At 43.3% G+C, this 18,009-nt stretch carries 14 protein-coding genes and 5 tRNA genes; all 19 read left to right on the top strand.

From position 1 onward, the window contains the following. Positions 1 to 178: 178 nt before the first annotated feature. A tRNA-Met gene (locus G573_RS0100005) sits at positions 179 to 252 on the top strand. A 6-nt stretch (positions 253 to 258) separates the two neighbouring features. After that, positions 259 to 331 (top strand) — tRNA-Phe (locus tag G573_RS0100010). 5 nt (positions 332 to 336) lie between these two features. Next, a tRNA-Gly gene (locus tag G573_RS0100015) sits at positions 337 to 407 on the top strand. Positions 408 to 434: 27 nt separating this feature from the next. Continuing rightward, positions 435 to 508, top strand: a tRNA-Ile gene (locus G573_RS0100020). A gap of 9 nt (positions 509 to 517) precedes the next feature. After that, positions 518 to 605 (top strand) — tRNA-Ser (locus tag G573_RS0100025). Between the two features lie 63 nt (positions 606 to 668). After that, the gene (gene mreC / locus G573_RS0100030) at positions 669 to 1,487 is read left to right on the top strand and encodes a rod shape-determining protein MreC (protein WP_027974811.1); all 819 of its coding nucleotides are present in this window, start codon (positions 669 to 671) and stop codon (positions 1,485 to 1,487) included. 2 nt (positions 1,488 to 1,489) lie between these two features. Then, on the top strand, positions 1,490 to 2,011 hold the full coding sequence (mreD, locus tag G573_RS0100035; RefSeq protein WP_027974812.1) for a rod shape-determining protein MreD: 522 nt from the start codon (positions 1,490 to 1,492) through the stop codon (positions 2,009 to 2,011). Between the two features lie 96 nt (positions 2,012 to 2,107). Beyond that, the gene (locus G573_RS0100040; protein WP_027974813.1) at positions 2,108 to 3,445 is read left to right on the top strand and encodes a CHAP domain-containing protein; all 1,338 of its coding nucleotides are present in this window, start codon (positions 2,108 to 2,110) and stop codon (positions 3,443 to 3,445) included. Positions 3,446 to 3,571: 126 nt separating this feature from the next. Further along, a complete protein-coding gene (locus G573_RS0100045; RefSeq protein WP_027974814.1) occupies positions 3,572 to 4,540 on the top strand; it encodes a ribose-phosphate diphosphokinase in 969 nt (322 codons plus the stop codon). Positions 4,541 to 5,032: 492 nt separating this feature from the next. Next, on the top strand, positions 5,033 to 6,208 hold the full coding sequence (locus G573_RS0100050) for a pyridoxal phosphate-dependent aminotransferase (RefSeq protein ID WP_027974815.1): 1,176 nt from the start codon (positions 5,033 to 5,035) through the stop codon (positions 6,206 to 6,208). Next, complete coding sequence (gene recO, locus G573_RS0100055; protein ID WP_027974816.1) at positions 6,198 to 6,962, top strand: DNA repair protein RecO; 765 nt, start codon at positions 6,198 to 6,200, stop codon at positions 6,960 to 6,962. Before G573_RS0100050 ends, recO begins: the two co-directional genes overlap by 11 nt. A 100-nt stretch (positions 6,963 to 7,062) precedes the next feature. Continuing rightward, positions 7,063 to 8,061 carry a phosphate acyltransferase PlsX gene (gene plsX, locus G573_RS0100060; protein WP_027974817.1) on the top strand — a complete coding sequence of 333 codons (999 nt, stop codon included), beginning with the start codon at positions 7,063 to 7,065 and terminating at the stop codon, positions 8,059 to 8,061. A 1-nt stretch (position 8,062) separates the two neighbouring features. After that, complete coding sequence (gene acpP / locus G573_RS0100065; protein WP_027974818.1) at positions 8,063 to 8,308, top strand: acyl carrier protein; 246 nt, start codon at positions 8,063 to 8,065, stop codon at positions 8,306 to 8,308. A gap of 120 nt (positions 8,309 to 8,428) precedes the next feature. Next, entirely contained in the window at positions 8,429 to 9,136 is a 708-nt protein-coding gene (gene purC, locus G573_RS0100070) for a phosphoribosylaminoimidazolesuccinocarboxamide synthase (protein ID WP_027974819.1), read from the top strand. 8 nt (positions 9,137 to 9,144) lie between these two features. Then, the gene (locus G573_RS0100075; protein WP_027974820.1) at positions 9,145 to 12,870 is read left to right on the top strand and encodes a phosphoribosylformylglycinamidine synthase; all 3,726 of its coding nucleotides are present in this window, start codon (positions 9,145 to 9,147) and stop codon (positions 12,868 to 12,870) included. 219 nt (positions 12,871 to 13,089) lie between these two features. Next, entirely contained in the window at positions 13,090 to 14,544 is a 1,455-nt protein-coding gene (gene purF, locus G573_RS0100080; protein WP_027974821.1) for an amidophosphoribosyltransferase, read from the top strand. Positions 14,545 to 14,611: 67 nt separating this feature from the next. Beyond that, positions 14,612 to 15,634 carry a phosphoribosylformylglycinamidine cyclo-ligase gene (gene purM, locus G573_RS0100085; RefSeq protein ID WP_027974822.1) on the top strand — a complete coding sequence of 341 codons (1,023 nt, stop codon included), beginning with the start codon at positions 14,612 to 14,614 and terminating at the stop codon, positions 15,632 to 15,634. Further along, positions 15,634 to 16,188, top strand: a complete 555-nt coding sequence (purN, locus tag G573_RS0100090) for a phosphoribosylglycinamide formyltransferase (RefSeq protein ID WP_027974823.1) — start codon at positions 15,634 to 15,636, stop codon at positions 16,186 to 16,188. Before purM ends, purN begins: the two co-directional genes overlap by 1 nt. A gap of 246 nt (positions 16,189 to 16,434) precedes the next feature. Continuing rightward, complete coding sequence (gene purH, locus G573_RS0100095) at positions 16,435 to 17,982, top strand: bifunctional phosphoribosylaminoimidazolecarboxamide formyltransferase/IMP cyclohydrolase (RefSeq protein ID WP_027974824.1); 1,548 nt, start codon at positions 16,435 to 16,437, stop codon at positions 17,980 to 17,982. Positions 17,983 to 18,009: the final 27 nt, after the last annotated feature.

The raw sequence follows: 18,009 nt of genomic DNA on the forward strand, positions 1-18,009 counted from the left end.
GGTCTTGAAAACCGTCAGGCGTGTAAAAGCGTGCGTGGGTTCGAATCCCACATCCTCCTTAAGTCATGAAGACGTTAAGAAAATCCGTATAAAAGTAGGGAACTGACGCAGCGTGGTTAGCACGCAAGGAAGTTTATCTTTTTTACTAGGATTTTAGTCTGAATACTGTTATTATTGTCGCGGGATGGAGCAGTTAGGTAGCTCGTCGGGCTCATAACCCGAAGGTCGTAGGTTCAAATCCTGCTCCCGCAATAGGAAGGCTCGGTAGCTCAGTTGGTAGAGCAATGGATTGAAGCTCCATGTGTCGGCGGTTCGATTCCGTCTCGCGCCATTTTAGCGGGTGTAGTTTAGTGGTAAAACTACAGCCTTCCAAGCTGTTGTCGCGAGTTCGATTCTCGTCACCCGCTTTTATAGTATAGCCAAGCAATAAGCTTGGGCGCGTAGCTCAGCTGGTTAGAGCGCACGCCTGATAAGCGTGAGGTCGGTGGTTCGAGTCCACTCGTGCCCATATATATTTGGAGAATTACTCAAGAGGCTGAAGAGGACGGTTTGCTAAATCGTTAGGTCGGGAAACTGGCGCGGGGGTTCGAATCCCCCATTCTCCGTAGTTAAACGAGATTATCTGTTGATATCTCGTTTTATTTATAGCTTGTGTGCGGGTGGTTAAAATGAAAAAAATTAGATTATCGCGTTTTATTGTTCTTGTTGTTACGGCGCTGCTGGCAATTTCAATAGGACTTTTTTTTATTTTTCAAGATTCTATTGTCATAAAATCAGTGTCTAAACCAGTCAATACTGCAGTTTCCAGCGTTGATAAAATTCTAAATTTACCGTTTCAATTGATCGATGGCACGAAACAGCTATTTAATGCGAATTCGGAGAATAAATCATTAAAGCGCAAAGTAGAACAATTCGAAGGGCAGCAAGGTGAGATCGAAAAACTAAAAGAAGAAAATACGGCACTTCGGAAAACCTTAAAAATTAAAAAATCTTTTCCGGATCAAACAGTCCTGTCTTCTAAAGTTATCGTTCGATCACCTGTCTCTTGGCTGGACGTTCTGACTATAGATTTAGGGGAAAAGGACGGAGTTACTAAGAACATGCTGGCTCTTTCCAATGGCAGTTTAATTGGAAAAGTTGCTCAGATAACCGCCAGTTCGAGTTCTGTAAAGTTGCTTTCCAATACCAAGAATATCGATGAGATTCCTGTTAAAATTGCTGCTAAAAAAGGAGATGTTTTTGGTATTTTAACGCATTATGACAGCGAATCCGGGACCTTTGAAATCACACAGCTGACTTCCTCTCTTAAAGTTCAAAAGGGAGATATTGTTACAACCAGTGGCTTGGACGGTCAGAGCACAGAAGGCATTTCTGTTGGCAAAGTTGTTTCTGAAGAAGATAACTCCAACAATCTTTCGCGAAAAATTATTGTCAAACCAGCGATTGATTTATCAGATATTTCCCACGTAACCTTGGTAGGTGATTAACCATGTCTGTCTTTAAAAATAAACCGTTTGCTATTTTATTAGCTTTTCTCCTCTTGCTTTTGGATGGGCACCTGTCATTATTATCACGGAGCCTGTTCCATAATCAGTTTATTGTTTCCAGCCATCTCTTGATTCTTTTCTTCTTATTTTATACCATTATTTTTAATCCTTATTTTGTCTTTATCTTGGCCTTTCTTTTAGGGATTATCTATGATTTTTACTACTTGGGAATCTATAATTTTGGAATTGCAACACTGCTGTTCCCGCTGATAGCGGTCATTATGATTAAAATCTGGAAGCACATCAGCAGCGAGAGACCGCTATCGCGTTTCTTAATTTTCTTTATTCTGATTTTCTTCCTTGATTTTAGCAGTATTGCTATAGCCTATTTTTATCAATTAACAGCTTATCCGTTAAATGATTTTGTTACTTATAACTTAGCACCATCCTTGATTTTCAATATAATTGCTTTTCTTTTATTGCAAAAACTCTTAGAGAAAACCTATCTTGAAAGGCGCCATTAAAGCTTTTTAAATAAAAATGTAATAATGCCGTAATATATAAAGCGGCTTTTTTTGATATAATAATAGAGTCTTATCGAAAAAGGAGTTATATTTGTAATGAAAAAAAGAATTTTATCTGCAGTTTTAGTTAGTGGTGTGACACTTAGCTCTGCGACAGTGTTGTCATCTGTAAGTGCTGATGATTTTGATTCACAAATTGCGTCGCAAGATGCTAAAATTAACAATTTAAATGCTCAACAGCAAGCAGCACAAACACAAGTCAATACTATTCAGGGACAAGTTAGTGCTTTGCAGACACAGCAAGCACAATTACAAGCTGAAAACCAAAGACTTGAAGCTCAATCTGTTGTTTTAGGGAAAGAAATTCAAACTCTTTCAAATAAGATTGTTGCACGTAACGAATCTTTGAAAAAACAAGCTCGCAGTGCTCAAAAAAGCAATGCAGCGGCAAGCTATGTTAACGCTATTGTTAATTCAAAATCAGTTTCTGATGCTATTAACCGTGTTTCAGCTATCCGCGAAGTTGTTTCAGCAAATAAAAAAATGCTTAAGCAACAAGAGCAAGATAAAGCAGCTGTTGAACAAAAACAACAGCAAAACCAAGCAGCTATTAATACCGTTGCAGCTAACCAAGCAGTAATTGTTCAAAATACAAATGCTTTAACAACGCAAAAAGCACAATTGGAAGCAGCTCAATTAAACTTACAAGCTGAATTGTCAACTGCACAAAATCAAAAAGCTACTTTGGTTGCTCAAAAAGCAGCAGCTGAAGAAGCAGCTCGTCAGGCTGCAGCAGCACAAGCAGCGGCTGAAGCTAAAGCAGCAGCCGAAGCTAAAGCTTTACAAGAACAAGCACAACAGCAAGCAGCAGCTAATCAACAAACTCAAGAAGCACAGCAGCCAGCTACTGATGCGAATGCTCAATCTAACAATCAAGCACAAGCTTCACAAGAACAAGCAGCTCCAGCGGCACAAGCTAGTGAATCTGCAGCACAGCAAGCGGCTCCAGCAGCTAATAATACCAATGCTGCAGCAGCACAACAAAGTGCAGCGCAAGCACAGCAACCAGCAGCAAGTACTACAACTGCAGCTCCGGCAGCGGCAGCATCTAATACTTCTTCTGCAAACACATATCCAGTTGGTCAATGTACTTGGGGTGTTAAATCACTTGCTCCTTGGGTTGGTAATTACTGGGGTAATGGCGGCCAATGGGCAGCTAGTGCAGCATCAGCAGGATTCAGAGTTGGTTCTACACCTACAGCCGGCGCTGTAGCAGTATGGAATGACGGCGGTTATGGACACGTTGCTTACGTTACAGGTGTTCAAGGCGGTCAAATTCAAGTTCAAGAAGCTAATTATAATGGTAACCAATCTATCGGTAACTACCGTGGATGGTTCAATCCAGGAAGTGTAAGCTACATCTATCCACACTAAAAAGTTATGTAAAAAGATAAGATACGTCTTATCTTTTTCTTTTTTCTCAAAATATCCTCGTAAATCTAATTGAAAAATTGCCTTAAAAACGTTAAAATGGAAAGGGATTAAAACTTTGGAGGAATTATGTCGTATTCTAATTTAAAATTGTTTGCTCTGTCTTCAAACAAAGAATTAGCAGAAAAAGTAGCCAAAACGATCGGAATCAGTCTTGGAAAATCAACTGTCCGTCAATTTTCTGATGGTGAAATTCAGGTTAATATTGAAGAATCTATTCGCGGGAAACATGTTTTTATTTTACAGTCAACCAGCTCACCTGTTAATTACCACTTAATGGAAATTTTAATTATGGTTGATGCTCTGAAACGTGCCAGTGCTGAAACGATCAGTGTTGTCATGCCTTACTACGGTTATGCCCGCCAAGACCGAAAAGCCCGTGCTCGCGAACCAATCACCTCCAAGTTAGTAGCCAATATGCTTGCAGTAGCAGGTGTTGACCGTCTTTTGACCGTTGATTTGCATGCTGCTCAAATTCAAGGATTCTTTGATATTCCTGTCGATCACTTGATGGGAGCACCTTTGATTGCTGATTATTTTGTCCGTCGCGGTATGTGCGGCAGTGATTATGTTGTTGTCAGTCCTGATCATGGCGGCGTTACGCGTGCCCGTAAGCTGGCTCAATTCCTCCAAACGCCGATTGCTATTATTGATAAGCGGCGAAATGTTAATAAAATGAATACCAGTGAAGTGATGAATATTATTGGTCATGTTTCCGGGAAAACCTGTATTTTAATCGATGATATGATTGATACGGCAGGAACCATTGCCCACGCTGCGGATGCTCTTGCTGAAGCCGGAGCAACAGCGGTCTATGCTTCTTGTACCCACCCTGTGCTGTCAGGGCCTGCTTTAGATAATATTCAGAATTCTGCGATTGAAAAGCTGGTTGTTTTAGATACTATTGATTTACCGCAGGAACGTTTGATTGATAAGATTGAGCAAATTTCGATTGCAGATCTCATTTCTGAAGCCATCATCCGTGTGCATGAAAAACGTCCGCTTTCACCTCTGTTTGAATTTACTTATCCACAATAAAAGAAGAATCGCTGTAAAGCGATTTCAGACTGAAGAAAAAGTCTATTTTCTCAAAAAGTAATATTTTGTTATGATACTTTCCTTAGGTAGCACGGACGGCAAAACCAAACGCCAAGGCTATAGCTCTTGACTAGGTTTTGCATTAGATTGCCGTTAGAAATAGTATCGATTTCTAACGGCAATCGTCATAGCGACTTCCGTTGGAATTCCATACCTAAGATTTGAGCCTAGGTCTCAAAATCTCCGAGAAGCAGAAACTCAATGTTTCTGCCTCTTTTGCTACATCGGAAAGTATCAGGTTAGGCTTTGATCGTTTCTATATCATTTTACAAAAATGAAAAGTGATATTATTCTATGATGAAATTTTAGAGCGAATTTAGTTTTGGAAGTTTGTCTACAACCTGGAATCGCTGTAAAGCGATTTTTTTATGGGGTGAAAAAGGCGATTTTTTGGTGTATAATAATGATAATATATTTGTAAGGGGTGTTTTTATGGATTTGAGCAAGCGTTTTAATAAGAATTTAGACCGAATTGAAGTTTCTATGATTCGTCAATTTGATCAGTCGATTTCAGATATTCCGGGGGTTTTGAAATTAACTTTGGGAGAACCGGATTTTCCAACACCAGAACACATCAAGGAAGCTGCCAAAAAAGCCATTGATGCTGATAAAAGTCATTACACAGGCATGGCAGGGCTCTTGGAGCTGAGGCAGGCAGCCAGTGCTTTTGTCAAAGAAAAATATCATCTTAACTACAATCCGGATAATGAAATTTTAGTTACTATTGGTGCCACTGAAGCTCTCTCAGCTGCTTTAACAGCTATCATAGAACCTGGGGATAAGGTTCTTTTGCCGGCGCCTGCTTATCCCGGCTATGAGCCTATTGTCAATTTGGTTGGGGGAGATGTTGTTGAAATTGATACCAGAGCCAATGATTTTGTGCTGACGCCTGAAATGCTTGAAAAAGCCATCATAGACGAGGGAGCAGCCCTGAAAGCAGTTATTCTTAATTATCCTACTAATCCGACAGGTGTTACCTATTCACGTCAGCAAATAAAGGATTTGGCTAGCGTCCTTAAAAAATACGATATTTTTGTTATCAGTGATGAAGTCTATGCGGAATTAACTTATACGGATGAAGCGCATGTTTCTATTGCGGAATATTTACCGGAACAGACGATTCTTATATCTGGTCTGTCCAAATCACATGCTATGACCGGCTGGCGTTTAGGCTTGATTTTTGCACCGGCTCTTTTAACGGCGCAATTAATCAAGAGCCATCAATATTTGGTTACTGCAGCGACTACCAGTGTTCAGTATGCGGCCATCGAAGCTTTGGTAAATGGTAAAAATGATGCTTTGCCAATGAAAGCAGAATATATCAAGCGCAGAGACTATATCATTGAAAAAATGGAAGAAATGGGCTTTAAAATAATTAAACCTGACGGCGCTTTCTATATCTTTGCTAAAATTCCTGTTGCCGAGGGTCAGGATTCCTTTAAATTTTTGCAGGATTTTGCCAGAGAAAAAGCAGTAGCCTTTATTCCGGGAGTTGCCTTTGGCAAGTACGGCGAAGGATACGTCAGAATTTCTTATGCAGCCAGCATGGAAACGATTAAAGAAGCCATGAAACGCTTGAAAGAATTTATGGAGCAGTATGCAGACTAAGGAAACCAGAGGCTTGGTGCTTTACAATCGTCATTTTCGTGAGAATGATAAGTTAGTTAAAATTTTTACGGAAAGTTCAGGCAAGCACATGTTTTTTGTACGCCATGCCGGTAATTCAAAGCTGTCTTCGGTTATTGAGCCGCTGACTGTGGCTAATTTCATCTTAAAGATTAATGATACAGGGCTTTCTTATATAGAAGATTATAAGGAGGTCTCTCTTTTTAAGGAGATTAATGCTGATATCTATAAATTAGCCTATGCCAGCTACCTTGTTGCTTTGGCGGATGCCGCTATTCCGGATGCCAGTTTTGATGCCAGTCTTTTTGCTTTTCTGGTTAAAACACTGGAGCTAATGAATGAGGGACTTGATTATGAAATCCTGACGAATATCTTTGAAATTCAGATTTTGGAACGTTTTGGTGTTCAGCTCAATTTCCATGAATGCTGTATTTGTCATCGTGTGGGGCTGGCTTTTGATTTTTCTCACCGTTATTCCGGATTGCTGTGCCCCGAACATTATGAAAAAGATGAGCATCGCAGTCACTTAGATCCCAATGTGCCTTATTTGCTGGATCGTTTTCAGTCTCTGCGTTTTGAGGATTTACAAACAATTTCGGTGAAAGCTGATATGAAAAAGAAGCTTCGGACATTTATTGATGGTCTTTATGAAGATTATGTGGGCCTTCATTTAAAAAGCAAGAAATTTATTGATGATTTGGATAAATGGGGCAGCGTGATGAAAAATGATGACTAAGAGATAAGGTCTGTTTAGATTATTTGTTATTTTTTTGTAACGTTTAAAGCCCTTTTGTTCATGGTATAATTAAGGATAATTGTAAAAAAAGGAAATAAGAATGAAAAAAATTGCAGTTGATGCTATGGGGGGAGATAATGCACCTCAGGCTATTATTGAAGGTGTTAACCAAGCTTTAGCAGAGTTTTCAGATATTGAAATTCAGCTCTACGGAGACCAAAGTAAGATTAAACCTTACCTTCAGACTAATGAGCGCGTCACTATTATTCATACTGATGAAAAGATTGATTCGGATGACGAGCCAGCCAAGGCTGTCCGTAAGAAGAAACAGGCTTCTATGATTTTAGGAGCGCAGGCAGTTAAAGATGGTAAAGCTGACGCTGTACTTTCTGCAGGAAATACAGGAGCCTTGCTTGCAGCCGGTCTTTTTGTTGTCGGCCGTATCAAAAATATTGATCGTCCGGGTCTCATGTCCACGCTGCCGACAGTTAATGGTCAGGGATTTGATATGCTTGATTTGGGAGCCAATGCTGAAAATACAGCCCGCCATCTGCATCAATATGCTATTTTAGGATCTTTTTATGCGCAAAATGTCCGCGGCCTTGCTAATCCGCGTATTGGTCTGCTCAATAATGGTACGGAATCAACCAAGGGAGATTCACTGCGCAAGGAGGCTTTTGAGCTTTTATCAGCTGATCAGTCGCTTAATTTTATCGGAAATGTTGAAGCGCGGGATTTGATGAATGGTGCTGCTGATGTTGTTGTTGCCGATGGTTTCACGGGAAATGCGGTCTTGAAAGCTATTGAAGGAACAGCACTTGGTATTATGGGACAGCTGAAAACGTCTATTAAAAAAGGCGGTCTTAGAGCAAAATTGGGAGCCTTTTTACTGAAAAACAGTCTTTATGATTTGAAGGATAATTTGGATTATTCAGGTGCCGGCGGTGCAGTTCTTTTTGGACTTAAAGCACCGGTTGTTAAGTGCCATGGCGCAAGTGATGCTAAGTCTGTTTATTACACGATAAAGCAGATACGCACAATGCTTGAAACCGATGTTGTGGGACAATTAGTGGGAGAATTTTCTAAAAAGGGGGATTAGAATGACTAATAGCGAGATTTTTGCAAAACTTTCTGCTCTGATTAAGGAACAGCTGCACGATGAGAAACTAGAGGTAACCAAAGAGACTGCTTTTAATGATGATCTGGGAGTGGATTCGATTGCTCTCGTGGAGTTTATCATTACCTTAGAAGATGAATTTGATCTTGATATTCCTGATGAAGATGTGGAAGATATCCAAACGATGGGAGAATTGGCAGATTACCTTGAACAAAGATTTAAAAAATAAAATCGTTCGTAAATAACGAACGATTTTATTTTTGTTATGTAACAAAGTTTGTTAAATCTTGAATTATAGGATTTCGTGTGTTAAAATCTAAAGTAGAATATATGAAAGGCGAACGATTTAATGACCAGAGAACTTATTTATTCGGGTAAGGCCAAGGATATTTTTGCAACGGAAGACGAAAATGTGATTATTGCGCAGTATAAGGACCAAGCAACTGCTTTTAACGGTGTTAAAAAGGAGCAGATTGCAGGTAAAGGGCAGTTAAATAATCAGATTTCGTCTTTAATTTTTGAAAAATTAAATGCAGCAGGAATTGCAACCCACTTTATTGAGAAAATTTCAGACACGGAGCAGTTAAATAAAAAAGTTGATATCATTCCGCTTGAAGTGGTGCTTCGTAACTACACTGCAGGTTCTTTTTCCAAACGTTTTGGCGTTGAAGAGGGCATTAAGCTGGATGTGCCGATTGTAGAATTTTACTATAAGAATGATGAGCTGGATGATCCTTTTATCAATGATGAACACGTCAAATTTTTAGGTGCTGCTAATGATGAGGATATTGCTTATATCAAGGCAGAAACGCGTCGCATTAATGACTTGCTGTCCGACTGGTTTCAGCAAATCGGCCTTAAACTGATTGATTTTAAATTGGAATTTGGCAAAGACAAGGCTGGTAATATTATTTTAGCGGACGAGTTTTCACCGGATAACTGCCGCCTCTGGGATGCACAAGGCCATCACATGGATAAAGATGTTTTCCGCCGCGGGCTGGGTGAGCTGACAGATGTCTATACGGTCGTTTTAGAGAGATTGAAGGGAATCAAGTAGGAAAAAGTATGGATAAACGTATTTTTGTTGAAAAAAAAGCAGCATTTCGCGTTAAATCGGAGTCTCTGGTCAAGGAGCTGAGCCATAATTTACAGCTAAAGACACTGTCAGATTTGCGAATTATACAAGTTTACGATGTTTTTAATTTGTCTGAGGAACTTTTGGACAAGGCTGAGAAGCATCTCTTTTCGGAACAGGTAACAGATGCTATTTTAACTGAGGAACAAGTGTCTGAAGCTCTTGATAGCTCTGCTTACTTTGCTATTGAGGCCCTGCCCGGTCAGTTTGACCAGCGTGCTGCCAGTTCCCAGGAAGCGCTGTTTCTGCTTGGTGCAGCTGATGATGTGCGGGTTAATACAGCCCAGCTCTATCTGGTTAATCAGACAGTTGAAGAAGCTGAATTGGAGGCGATCAAAAACTATCTGCTTAATCCTGTTGACTCACGTTTTAAGGATATACGAGCGGGAATTCAGCCTCAGGAATTTTCCAGCTCCGATAAAACCATTCCCAAGCTTGATTTCTTTACTACTTATCAGGCGGAGGATTTTGCTGCCTATAAGGCTGAGCAAGGTTTGGCTATGGAAGTGGATGATCTGCTCTTTATTCAAGATTACTTTAAGCAGCTGGGTCGGGTACCGACTGAGACGGAGCTCAAGGTATTAGATACTTATTGGTCGGATCACTGCCGGCATACGACATTTGAGACAGAGCTGAAATCTATCGATTTCTCAGCGTCGCAATTCCAATCACAGCTGCAGGCAGCCTATGACAATTATCTGTCTATGCGCCATGAGTTAGGACGCGATGACAAACCGCAGACACTTATGGATATGGCAACTATTTTTGGCCGCTATGAGCGGGCAAATGGGCGTCTTGATGATATGGAAGTGTCTGATGAAATCAACGCTTGTTCAGTCGAGATTGAAGTGGATGTTGACGGTGTCAAGGAACCTTGGCTCTTGATGTTTAAGAATGAGACCCATAACCATCCAACAGAAATTGAACCTTTTGGGGGTGCGGCAACCTGTATTGGCGGTGCTATCCGTGATCCTTTGTCTGGACGTGCTTATGTTTATCAGGCTATGAGAATTTCAGGAGCTGGTGATATTACAAGACCGGTAGCAGAAACACGTAAAGGAAAACTTCCGCAGCAGGTTATTTCTAAAACTGCAGCGCATGGCTACTCCTCTTATGGCAATCAAATTGGTCTGGCAACAACTTATGTCAAGGAATATTTCCATCCGGGCTTTGTGGCTAAACGAATGGAACTCGGTGCTGTTGTAGGTGCCGCACCAAAAGAAAATGTCGTTCGCGAAAAACCTGTAGCCGGTGATGTTGTCATACTGTTAGGCGGTAAAACCGGACGTGATGGTATTGGCGGTGCGACAGGCTCCTCTAAGGTTCAAACGGTTGAATCTGTAGAGACAGCAGGTGCGGAAGTACAAAAAGGGAATGCTATTGAAGAGCGCAAAATTCAGCGCCTTTTCCGTAAACCTGAAGTGACAACCTTAATTAAGAAATCTAATGATTTTGGTGCCGGCGGTGTCTGTGTTGCTATCGGCGAATTAGCTGACGGTCTTGAAATTGATTTGGATAAGGTGCCCTTGAAATATGCCGGGCTCAATGGTACGGAAATCGCTATTTCTGAATCCCAAGAACGAATGTCTGTTGTGGTTCGGCCTGAAGATGCTGAACAGTTTATGGCAGAATGCGCCAAGGAAAATATTGCTGCGGTTGCCGTTGCAACTGTGACGGAAAAACCAAATCTGGTCATGACTTGGAACGGCGAAACTATCGTTGATATTGAGCGCTCCTTCCTTGATACGAATGGGGTGCGCGTGGTTGTTGATGCCAGTGTCGTTGACAGCGGTGTCAAGCTGCCGGAGCAGCGGACAACTTCAGCAGAAACGCTTGAACAAGATATTTTAACTGTTCTTTCAGATCTCAACCATGCCAGTCAAAAGGGTCTGCAGACCATTTTTGACTCCTCAGTCGGCCGCTCAACGGTAAACCATCCGCTTGGCGGTCGCTATCAAATCACACCTGCCGAAAGCTCTGTGCAAAAGCTGCCCGTTCAAAACGGTATTACTAAGACAGCTTCTGTCATGGCGCAAGGCTATAACCCTTACATTGCAGAGTGGTCACCTTATCACGGCGCTGCTTATGCCGTTATTGAAGCGACAGCTCGCTTGGCTGCAACAGGGGCAAATTGGTCTCGTGCCCGCTTTTCTTATCAGGAATATTTCCAGCGTATGGATAAGCAAGCAGAGCGCTTCGGTCAGCCGGTAGCAGCTCTGCTGGGTTCCATTGAGGCTCAAGCTCAGCTGGGACTGCCATCCATCGGCGGTAAGGATTCGATGTCCGGTACCTTTGAAGATTTAACAGTACCGCCGACATTGGTTGCTTTTGGGGTGACTACGGCAGATGTTGATCACGTGCTTTCACCGGAATTCAAGCAAGCCGGAGAGACGATTTATTATCTTCCTGGGCAAATTCTGGCTGAAGAGATCGATTTTGCAGCTATTAAAAACAACTTGACAGCCTTGTCAAGCATTCAAAGTAAATACAAGTTGACAGCTGCTGCTGCTGTGAAATACGGCGGTCTTGCAGAAAGCCTTGCTCTTATGAGCTTTGGCAATCATATTGGTGCACAGGTTGAGCTTGATAAAGTTGACAATATCTTGACAGCTCAATTGGGCGGTTTCCTCTTTACCAGTACTGAAGATATTGCAGAAGCTGTGAAAATTGGTCAAACCAGCCCTGAATTTAATCTGACTATTAACGGTACAGTTCTTGATGGCCCAGCTCTTCTGGCGGCTTTCGAAGGCAGGCTGGAAGAGGTTTACCCGACCGAATTTGACCAAAGTAGAGCACTGGAAGAGGTGCCTGAGGTTGTTTCTGACACTGTTGTTAAGGCAAAGGAAACAGTCGCTGAACCTCTGGTATACATTCCTGTTTTTCCGGGCACCAATTCTGAGTATGATTCGGCTAAGGCTTTTGAACAAGCCGGAGCTCAGGTTAATCTAGTACCTTTTGTGACTTTGGATGAAACAGCCATTGCCCACTCTGTTGATACTATGGTGACTAACATTAACAAATCTCATATCATTTTCTTTGCCGGCGGTTTCTCCGCAGCGGATGAACCGGATGGCTCGGCTAAATTCATCGTCAATATCTTGCTCAATCAAAAAGTTCGCTCAGCTATTGACCGCTTTATTGACCGCGGCGGTCTGATTATCGGTATTTGCAATGGCTTCCAGGCTCTGGTGAAATCAGGTCTGCTGCCTTATGGCAATTTTGAAGAGGCAACTGAGACAAGCCCAACTCTCTTTTATAATGATGCTAACCAGCACGTGGCTAAGATGGTTGAAACACGCATTGCCAATACCAATTCGCCATGGCTGGCAGGTGTTGAAGTTGGTGATATCCATGCTATTGCCGTATCGCACGGCGAAGGGAAGTTTGTTGTAACAGCAGAAGAATTTGCAGAGCTTCGTGACAACGGTCAAATTTGGAGCCAGTACGTTGATTTTGACGGTCAGCCAAGCATGGATTCAAAATATAATCCTAATGGTTCTGTCAATGCTATTGAAGGCATTACCAGCAAAAACGGTCAGATCATTGGTAAAATGGGGCATTCAGAGCGTTTTGAAGACGGCCTTTTCCAAAATATTCCTGGTAACAAAGACCAAAAACTCTTTGAAAGTGCTGTTAAGTATTTCACTGGGAAATAATATCCTTTGAATAGGAGGTATGATATCGGTTAGACTTAGCGGTCTTTGGGCTGTCTAAGTTTTCACCGGTTTAACTTAGCATGACAGCAAGTTTGTCGAACTTGCTGTACTGATGGCCTAAGCGCTCGGTTAAAATAAGGAAATGGCAGAAAATCAGGATTTTCTAGACATTTTATCTTTTTGACACAGCGCTTGATGGGCCTTTGTATCGAGGTAAAAATGACATACGAAGTAAAATCTCTTAATGAAGAGTGCGGTTTATTCGGTATTTGGGGACATTCTCAAGCTGCACAGGTAACCTATTTTGGACTGCACAGTCTGCAGCACCGCGGGCAGGAGGGAGCCGGTATTCTATCCAATGATCAGGGCAAGCTCCTGCGTCACCGTGACACAGGTCTGGTATCAGAGGTGTTTAAAGATCCGGCCGATTTAGAAAAACTCAAGGGTCAGGCAGCGATTGGTCATGTTCGCTATGCAACTGCGGGAGAAGCTTCGATTGATAATATCCAGCCCTTTCATTTCAAATTCTATGATATGGCTTTTGGTTTGGCTCATAATGGCAATCTGACCAACACCAAAACGCTGAAAAGGGAATTGGAGCAAGATGGAGCTATTTTTTCATCATCATCGGACACAGAAATTCTAGCCCATTTGATCCGCCGCAGTCACAAGACTGACTTTGTTGATAAGGTGAAAGAAGCTCTCAATAAGGTAAAAGGCGGCTTTGCTTACCTGCTTATGCTGGAAGATAAAATTATTGCCGCTTTGGATCCCAACGGTTTTAGGCCGCTGTCTATTGGTCAGACGGCTAACGGAGCGATTGTGGTTTCCAGCGAAACTTGCGCCTTTGAAGTTATTGGAGCCAAGTGGCTGCGTGATTTAAAACCGGGGGAACTTGCCATTATTGATGACTCCGGTGTGCATTATGACAGTTACACAGATGAGACTCAGCTGTCCATCTGCTCCATGGAATATATCTATTTCTCACGTCCTGACTCTGTTATTCACGGGGTTAATGTACATACTGCTCGGAAAAATACCGGCCGCCGTTTGGCTCAGGAATTTGCACATGAAGCAGATATTGTCGTTGGCGTTCCAAATTCTTCCCTGTCAGCTGCCAGTGGCTTTTCCGAAGAATCAGGATTGCCAAATGAAATGGGTTTAATTAAAAATCAATACACTCAGCGAACCTTTATCCAGCCGACGCAGGAATTGCGCGAGCAGGGGGTTCGTATGAAGCTGTCGGCCGTGTCCAGCATTGTCAAAGGCAAGCGCGTGGTTATGGTGGATGATTCCATTGTCCGCGGAACAACCAGCCGCCGGATTGTCCAGCTGCTGCGGGATGCCGGCGCAGCTGAGGTTCATGTTGCCATTGCCAGTCCACCGCTTAAGTACCCTTGTTTTTACGGGATTGACATTCAGAGCCGCCGCGAATTGATTGCGGCTAACCATACCGTTGATGAAATTCGGCAGATTATTGGTGCAGACAGTCTAACTTATTTGTCTATTGATGGCTTGATTGAGTCTATCGGACTTGAAACAGATGCACCAAATGGAGGACTCTGTGTGGCTTATTTCGACGGTAAGTATCCGACGCCGCTCTATGACTATGAAAAAGCCTATCTTAAGAGTTTGAAGGAAAAAACAAGTTTCTTTCTTGATGAAGTGAAATAGCTTCTGGCATGTTTTAAAAAGCAGAGCACTCTTTTATACAAGCAATAAAAATGAAAAGGTAACGATTATGACAGAAAAAAATGCTTACGCGAAGTCCGGAGTTGACGTTGAAGCGGGTTATGAGGTTGTTGAGCGGATCAAAAAACACGTCGCTCGCACAGAACGCCTTGGCGTTATGGGAGCACTGGGCGGCTTTGGCGGCATGTTTGATTTGACAGCAACCGATGTTAAAGAGCCCGTCCTTATCTCAGGCACAGACGGTGTCGGAACCAAGCTCATGCTTGCTATCAAGTACGACAAACATGACACCATCGGGCAGGACTGCGTGGCTATGTGTGTCAATGACATCATTGCTGCAGGGGCCGAACCGCTTTACTTCCTTGATTATGTGGCAACCGGTAAAAATGAGCCTGCCAAATTGGAACAGGTGGTGGCCGGTGTGGCTGAAGGCTGTGTTCAGGCCGGTGCTGCCCTTATCGGTGGTGAGACGGCTGAAATGCCCGGCATGTACGGCGAGGACGATTACGATTTAGCCGGTTTTGCTGTTGGAATTGCTGAGAAATCACAAATTATTGACGGTTCAAAGGTCAAAGCAGGTGATGTCCTGCTGGGACTGGCTTCAAGCGGTATTCATTCAAATGGTTACTCCTTGGTTCGCCGTGTCTTTGCAGACTATACCGGTGAAGAAGTGCTGCCGGAATTAGAGGGCAAAAAACTCAAAGATGTCCTGCTTGAACCAACTCGGATTTACGTCAAAGCCGTCCTGCCTTTGGTTAAAGAAGGCTTGGTTAATGGGATTGCTCATATCACGGGCGGCGGCTTTGTCGAAAATGTGCCGCGGATGTTTGCGGATAATTTGGCCGCTGAAATCGAGGAAGATAAGGTTCCGGTTTTGCCGATTTTCAAGGCCCTTGAAAAATACGGCAATATCAAGCATGAAGAAATGTTTGAAATCTTTAACATGGGGATTGGTCTCATGTTGGCCGTCAGCTCTGAAAAGGCTGACCGCGTCAAGGAACTCTTGGACGAGCCTGTATATGAGCTCGGCCGTATCGTGGAAAAAGCGGGCGCTAGTGTGGTGATAAGATAATGGCAAAAAAAATCGCAGTCTTTGCTTCCGGCAACGGATCTAATTTCCAAGTCATCGCTGAGCAATTTCCAGTAGCCTTTGTTTTTGCGGATCACAGAGATGCTTATGTACTGGAGCGCGCTAAAAATCTGGGTGTGAAGAGTTATGCCTTTGAACTGAAGGAATTTGACTGCAAAGAAGATTATGAAGCAGCTATTATTGACCTCCTCAGCAAACATGCCATTGATCTGGTAGTGCTGGCTGGCTATATGAAGATTGTTGGACCGACGCTGCTTTCAGCCTATGAGGGGCGCATTATCAATATCCACCCAGCTTATCTGCCGGAATTTCCAGGTGCTCACGGTATCGAAGATGCTTGGCAGGCGGGTGTTGACCAATCCGGCGTGACCATTCACTGGGTAGACTCAGGTGTTGACACCGGACAAGTCATCAAGCAAGTTCGAGTGCCGCGACTAGCTGACGACACTATTGAAACTTTTGAAGCACGGATTCACGAAAACGAGTACCAGCTTTATCCTCAAGTGCTGGAGAGTTTGGGAGTGGGGAGGAAATAGAGAAGGCGTTGATTATGAGGATTTCAGCCGAAGACATCGCCCAATGGCAATAAACAGCTGTTGACTAGCACAGCGACCGCAGGTCGCCTAACCGATGTTTCTTGCCGTGGTGAAAAGACGATTGATGTTTTATCAATCGTCTCGGAACTTTTGAGACTTTGGCTCAAAAGTTAGGAATGAAATCCCGTAGGGAGTTGCTTCCGTCCGCACCACCTAAGAGAAACATCAAAAAGAAAGGAAAAATTGATGATTAAACGTGCACTGATTAGTGTATCTGACAAAGCGGGCATTGTTGAATTTGCCCAAGAATTGACAGCCCTTGGTTGGGAGATTATCTCAACTGGTGGCACCAAAACAGCTCTTGACAATGCAGGGGTAGCAACCATTGCCATTGACGATGTGACAGGTTTTCCTGAGATGATGGATGGCCGTGTCAAGACTCTTCATCCAAATATCCACGGTGGGCTTTTGGCTCGCCGTGATTTAGACAGCCATTTGCAGGCTGCCAAAGATAACAAGATTGAACTCATTGACCTTGTGGTGGTCAACCTCTATCCTTTCAAGGAAACGATTTTGAAGCCTGATGTGACCTATGCGGACGCTGTGGAAAATATTGATATTGGCGGACCATCAATGCTTCGTTCAGCAGCGAAAAACCATGCCAGTGTGACGGTTGTCGTGGATCCGGCTGATTATGCGGTGGTTCTTGACGAACTCAAAGCAGATGGTGAGACAGCTTACGCAACTCGTCAGCGCTTGGCGGCTAAGGTTTACCGCCATACGGCAGCTTACGATGCTTTGATTGCGGATTACTTCACAGCGCAAGTTGGAGAGACAAAACCTGAGAAACTAATCCTCACTTATGACCTCAAACAGCCCATGCGCTATGGCGAAAACCCGCAGCAGGATGCGGATTTCTATCAGTCAGCTATTCCAACGGATTATTCCATCGCGTCAGCTAAACAGCTCAATGGTAAGGAACTTTCCTTCAATAACATTCGTGATGCTGATGCAGCCATTCGCATTATTCGTGACTTTACTGACCGTCCGACCGTTGTGGCGCTCAAGCACATGAACCCTTGCGGTATCGGTCAGGCCGACACGATCGAAGGGGCTTGGGACAATGCTTACGCTGCGGATCCTGTTTCGATTTTTGGCGGTATTGTCGTTCTCAACCGTGAGGTGGATGCAGCTACCGCAGAAAAAATGCACAGCATTTTCTTAGAAATTATCATTGCGCCTTCATACTCAGACGAAGCGCTGGCTATCCTCACAACCAAAAAGAAAAACCTGCGCATCTTGGAGCTGCCCTTTGATGCCCAAGCAGAGAGCGAAGTCGAAAAAGAATACACCGGCGTAGTCGGCGGTATGTTAGTGCAAAACCAAGACGTCATCAAGGAAAATCCGGCCGATTGGGAAGTTGTAACCAAGCGCCAACCAGATGCGCGTGAGCAGACAGCTCTTGAATTTGCTTGGAAGGCCATTAAGTATGTCAAATCAAACGGCATCTTGGTGGCCAACGATCGCATGACTCTGGGGGTCGGACCTGGTCAGACCAACCGTGTCGGTGCCGTTAAGATTGCCCTTGAACACGCAGCGGATCGCCTTGACGGCGCCGTTCTTGCCAGTGATGCCTTCTTCCCATTCGCAGACAATGTGGAAGAAATCGCAGCCGCAGGCATCAAGGCTATTGTCCAACCCGGCGGCTCCGTCCGTGACCAAGAAGTCATCGAAGCAGCTGACAAATATGGCATTGCCATGGTATTTACGGGAGTAAGGCATTTTAGACACTGATAATAAAAAGACAGGCATCTATTGGGG

It is taken from the genome of Streptococcus devriesei DSM 19639 (genome assembly GCF_000423725.1).
GTDB lineage: Bacteria > Bacillota > Bacilli > Lactobacillales > Streptococcaceae > Streptococcus > Streptococcus devriesei.

Bases quoted from the DNA above. Each gene is read 5' to 3' on its own strand.
- acpP (WP_027974818.1), top strand. From the start codon at position 8,063: ATGACTAATAGCGAGATTTTTGCAAAACTTTCTGCTCTGATTAAGGAA.
- plsX (WP_027974817.1), top strand. From the start codon at position 7,063: ATGAAAAAAATTGCAGTTGATGCTATGGGGGGAGATAATGCACCTCAG.
- mreD (WP_027974812.1), top strand. From the start codon at position 1,490: ATGTCTGTCTTTAAAAATAAACCGTTTGCTATTTTATTAGCTTTTCTC.
- purN (WP_027974823.1), top strand. From the start codon at position 15,634: ATGGCAAAAAAAATCGCAGTCTTTGCTTCCGGCAACGGATCTAATTTC.
- mreC (WP_027974811.1), top strand. From the start codon at position 669: ATGAAAAAAATTAGATTATCGCGTTTTATTGTTCTTGTTGTTACGGCG.
- purC (WP_027974819.1), top strand. From the start codon at position 8,429: ATGACCAGAGAACTTATTTATTCGGGTAAGGCCAAGGATATTTTTGCA.
- purM (WP_027974822.1), top strand. From the start codon at position 14,612: ATGACAGAAAAAAATGCTTACGCGAAGTCCGGAGTTGACGTTGAAGCG.
- G573_RS0100075 (WP_027974820.1), top strand. From the start codon at position 9,145: ATGGATAAACGTATTTTTGTTGAAAAAAAAGCAGCATTTCGCGTTAAA.
- purF (WP_027974821.1), top strand. From the start codon at position 13,090: ATGACATACGAAGTAAAATCTCTTAATGAAGAGTGCGGTTTATTCGGT.
- purH (WP_027974824.1), top strand. From the start codon at position 16,435: ATGATTAAACGTGCACTGATTAGTGTATCTGACAAAGCGGGCATTGTT.
- G573_RS0100050 (WP_027974815.1), top strand. From the start codon at position 5,033: ATGGATTTGAGCAAGCGTTTTAATAAGAATTTAGACCGAATTGAAGTT.
- recO (WP_027974816.1), top strand. From the start codon at position 6,198: ATGCAGACTAAGGAAACCAGAGGCTTGGTGCTTTACAATCGTCATTTT.
- G573_RS0100045 (WP_027974814.1), top strand. From the start codon at position 3,572: ATGTCGTATTCTAATTTAAAATTGTTTGCTCTGTCTTCAAACAAAGAA.
- G573_RS0100040 (WP_027974813.1), top strand. From the start codon at position 2,108: ATGAAAAAAAGAATTTTATCTGCAGTTTTAGTTAGTGGTGTGACACTT.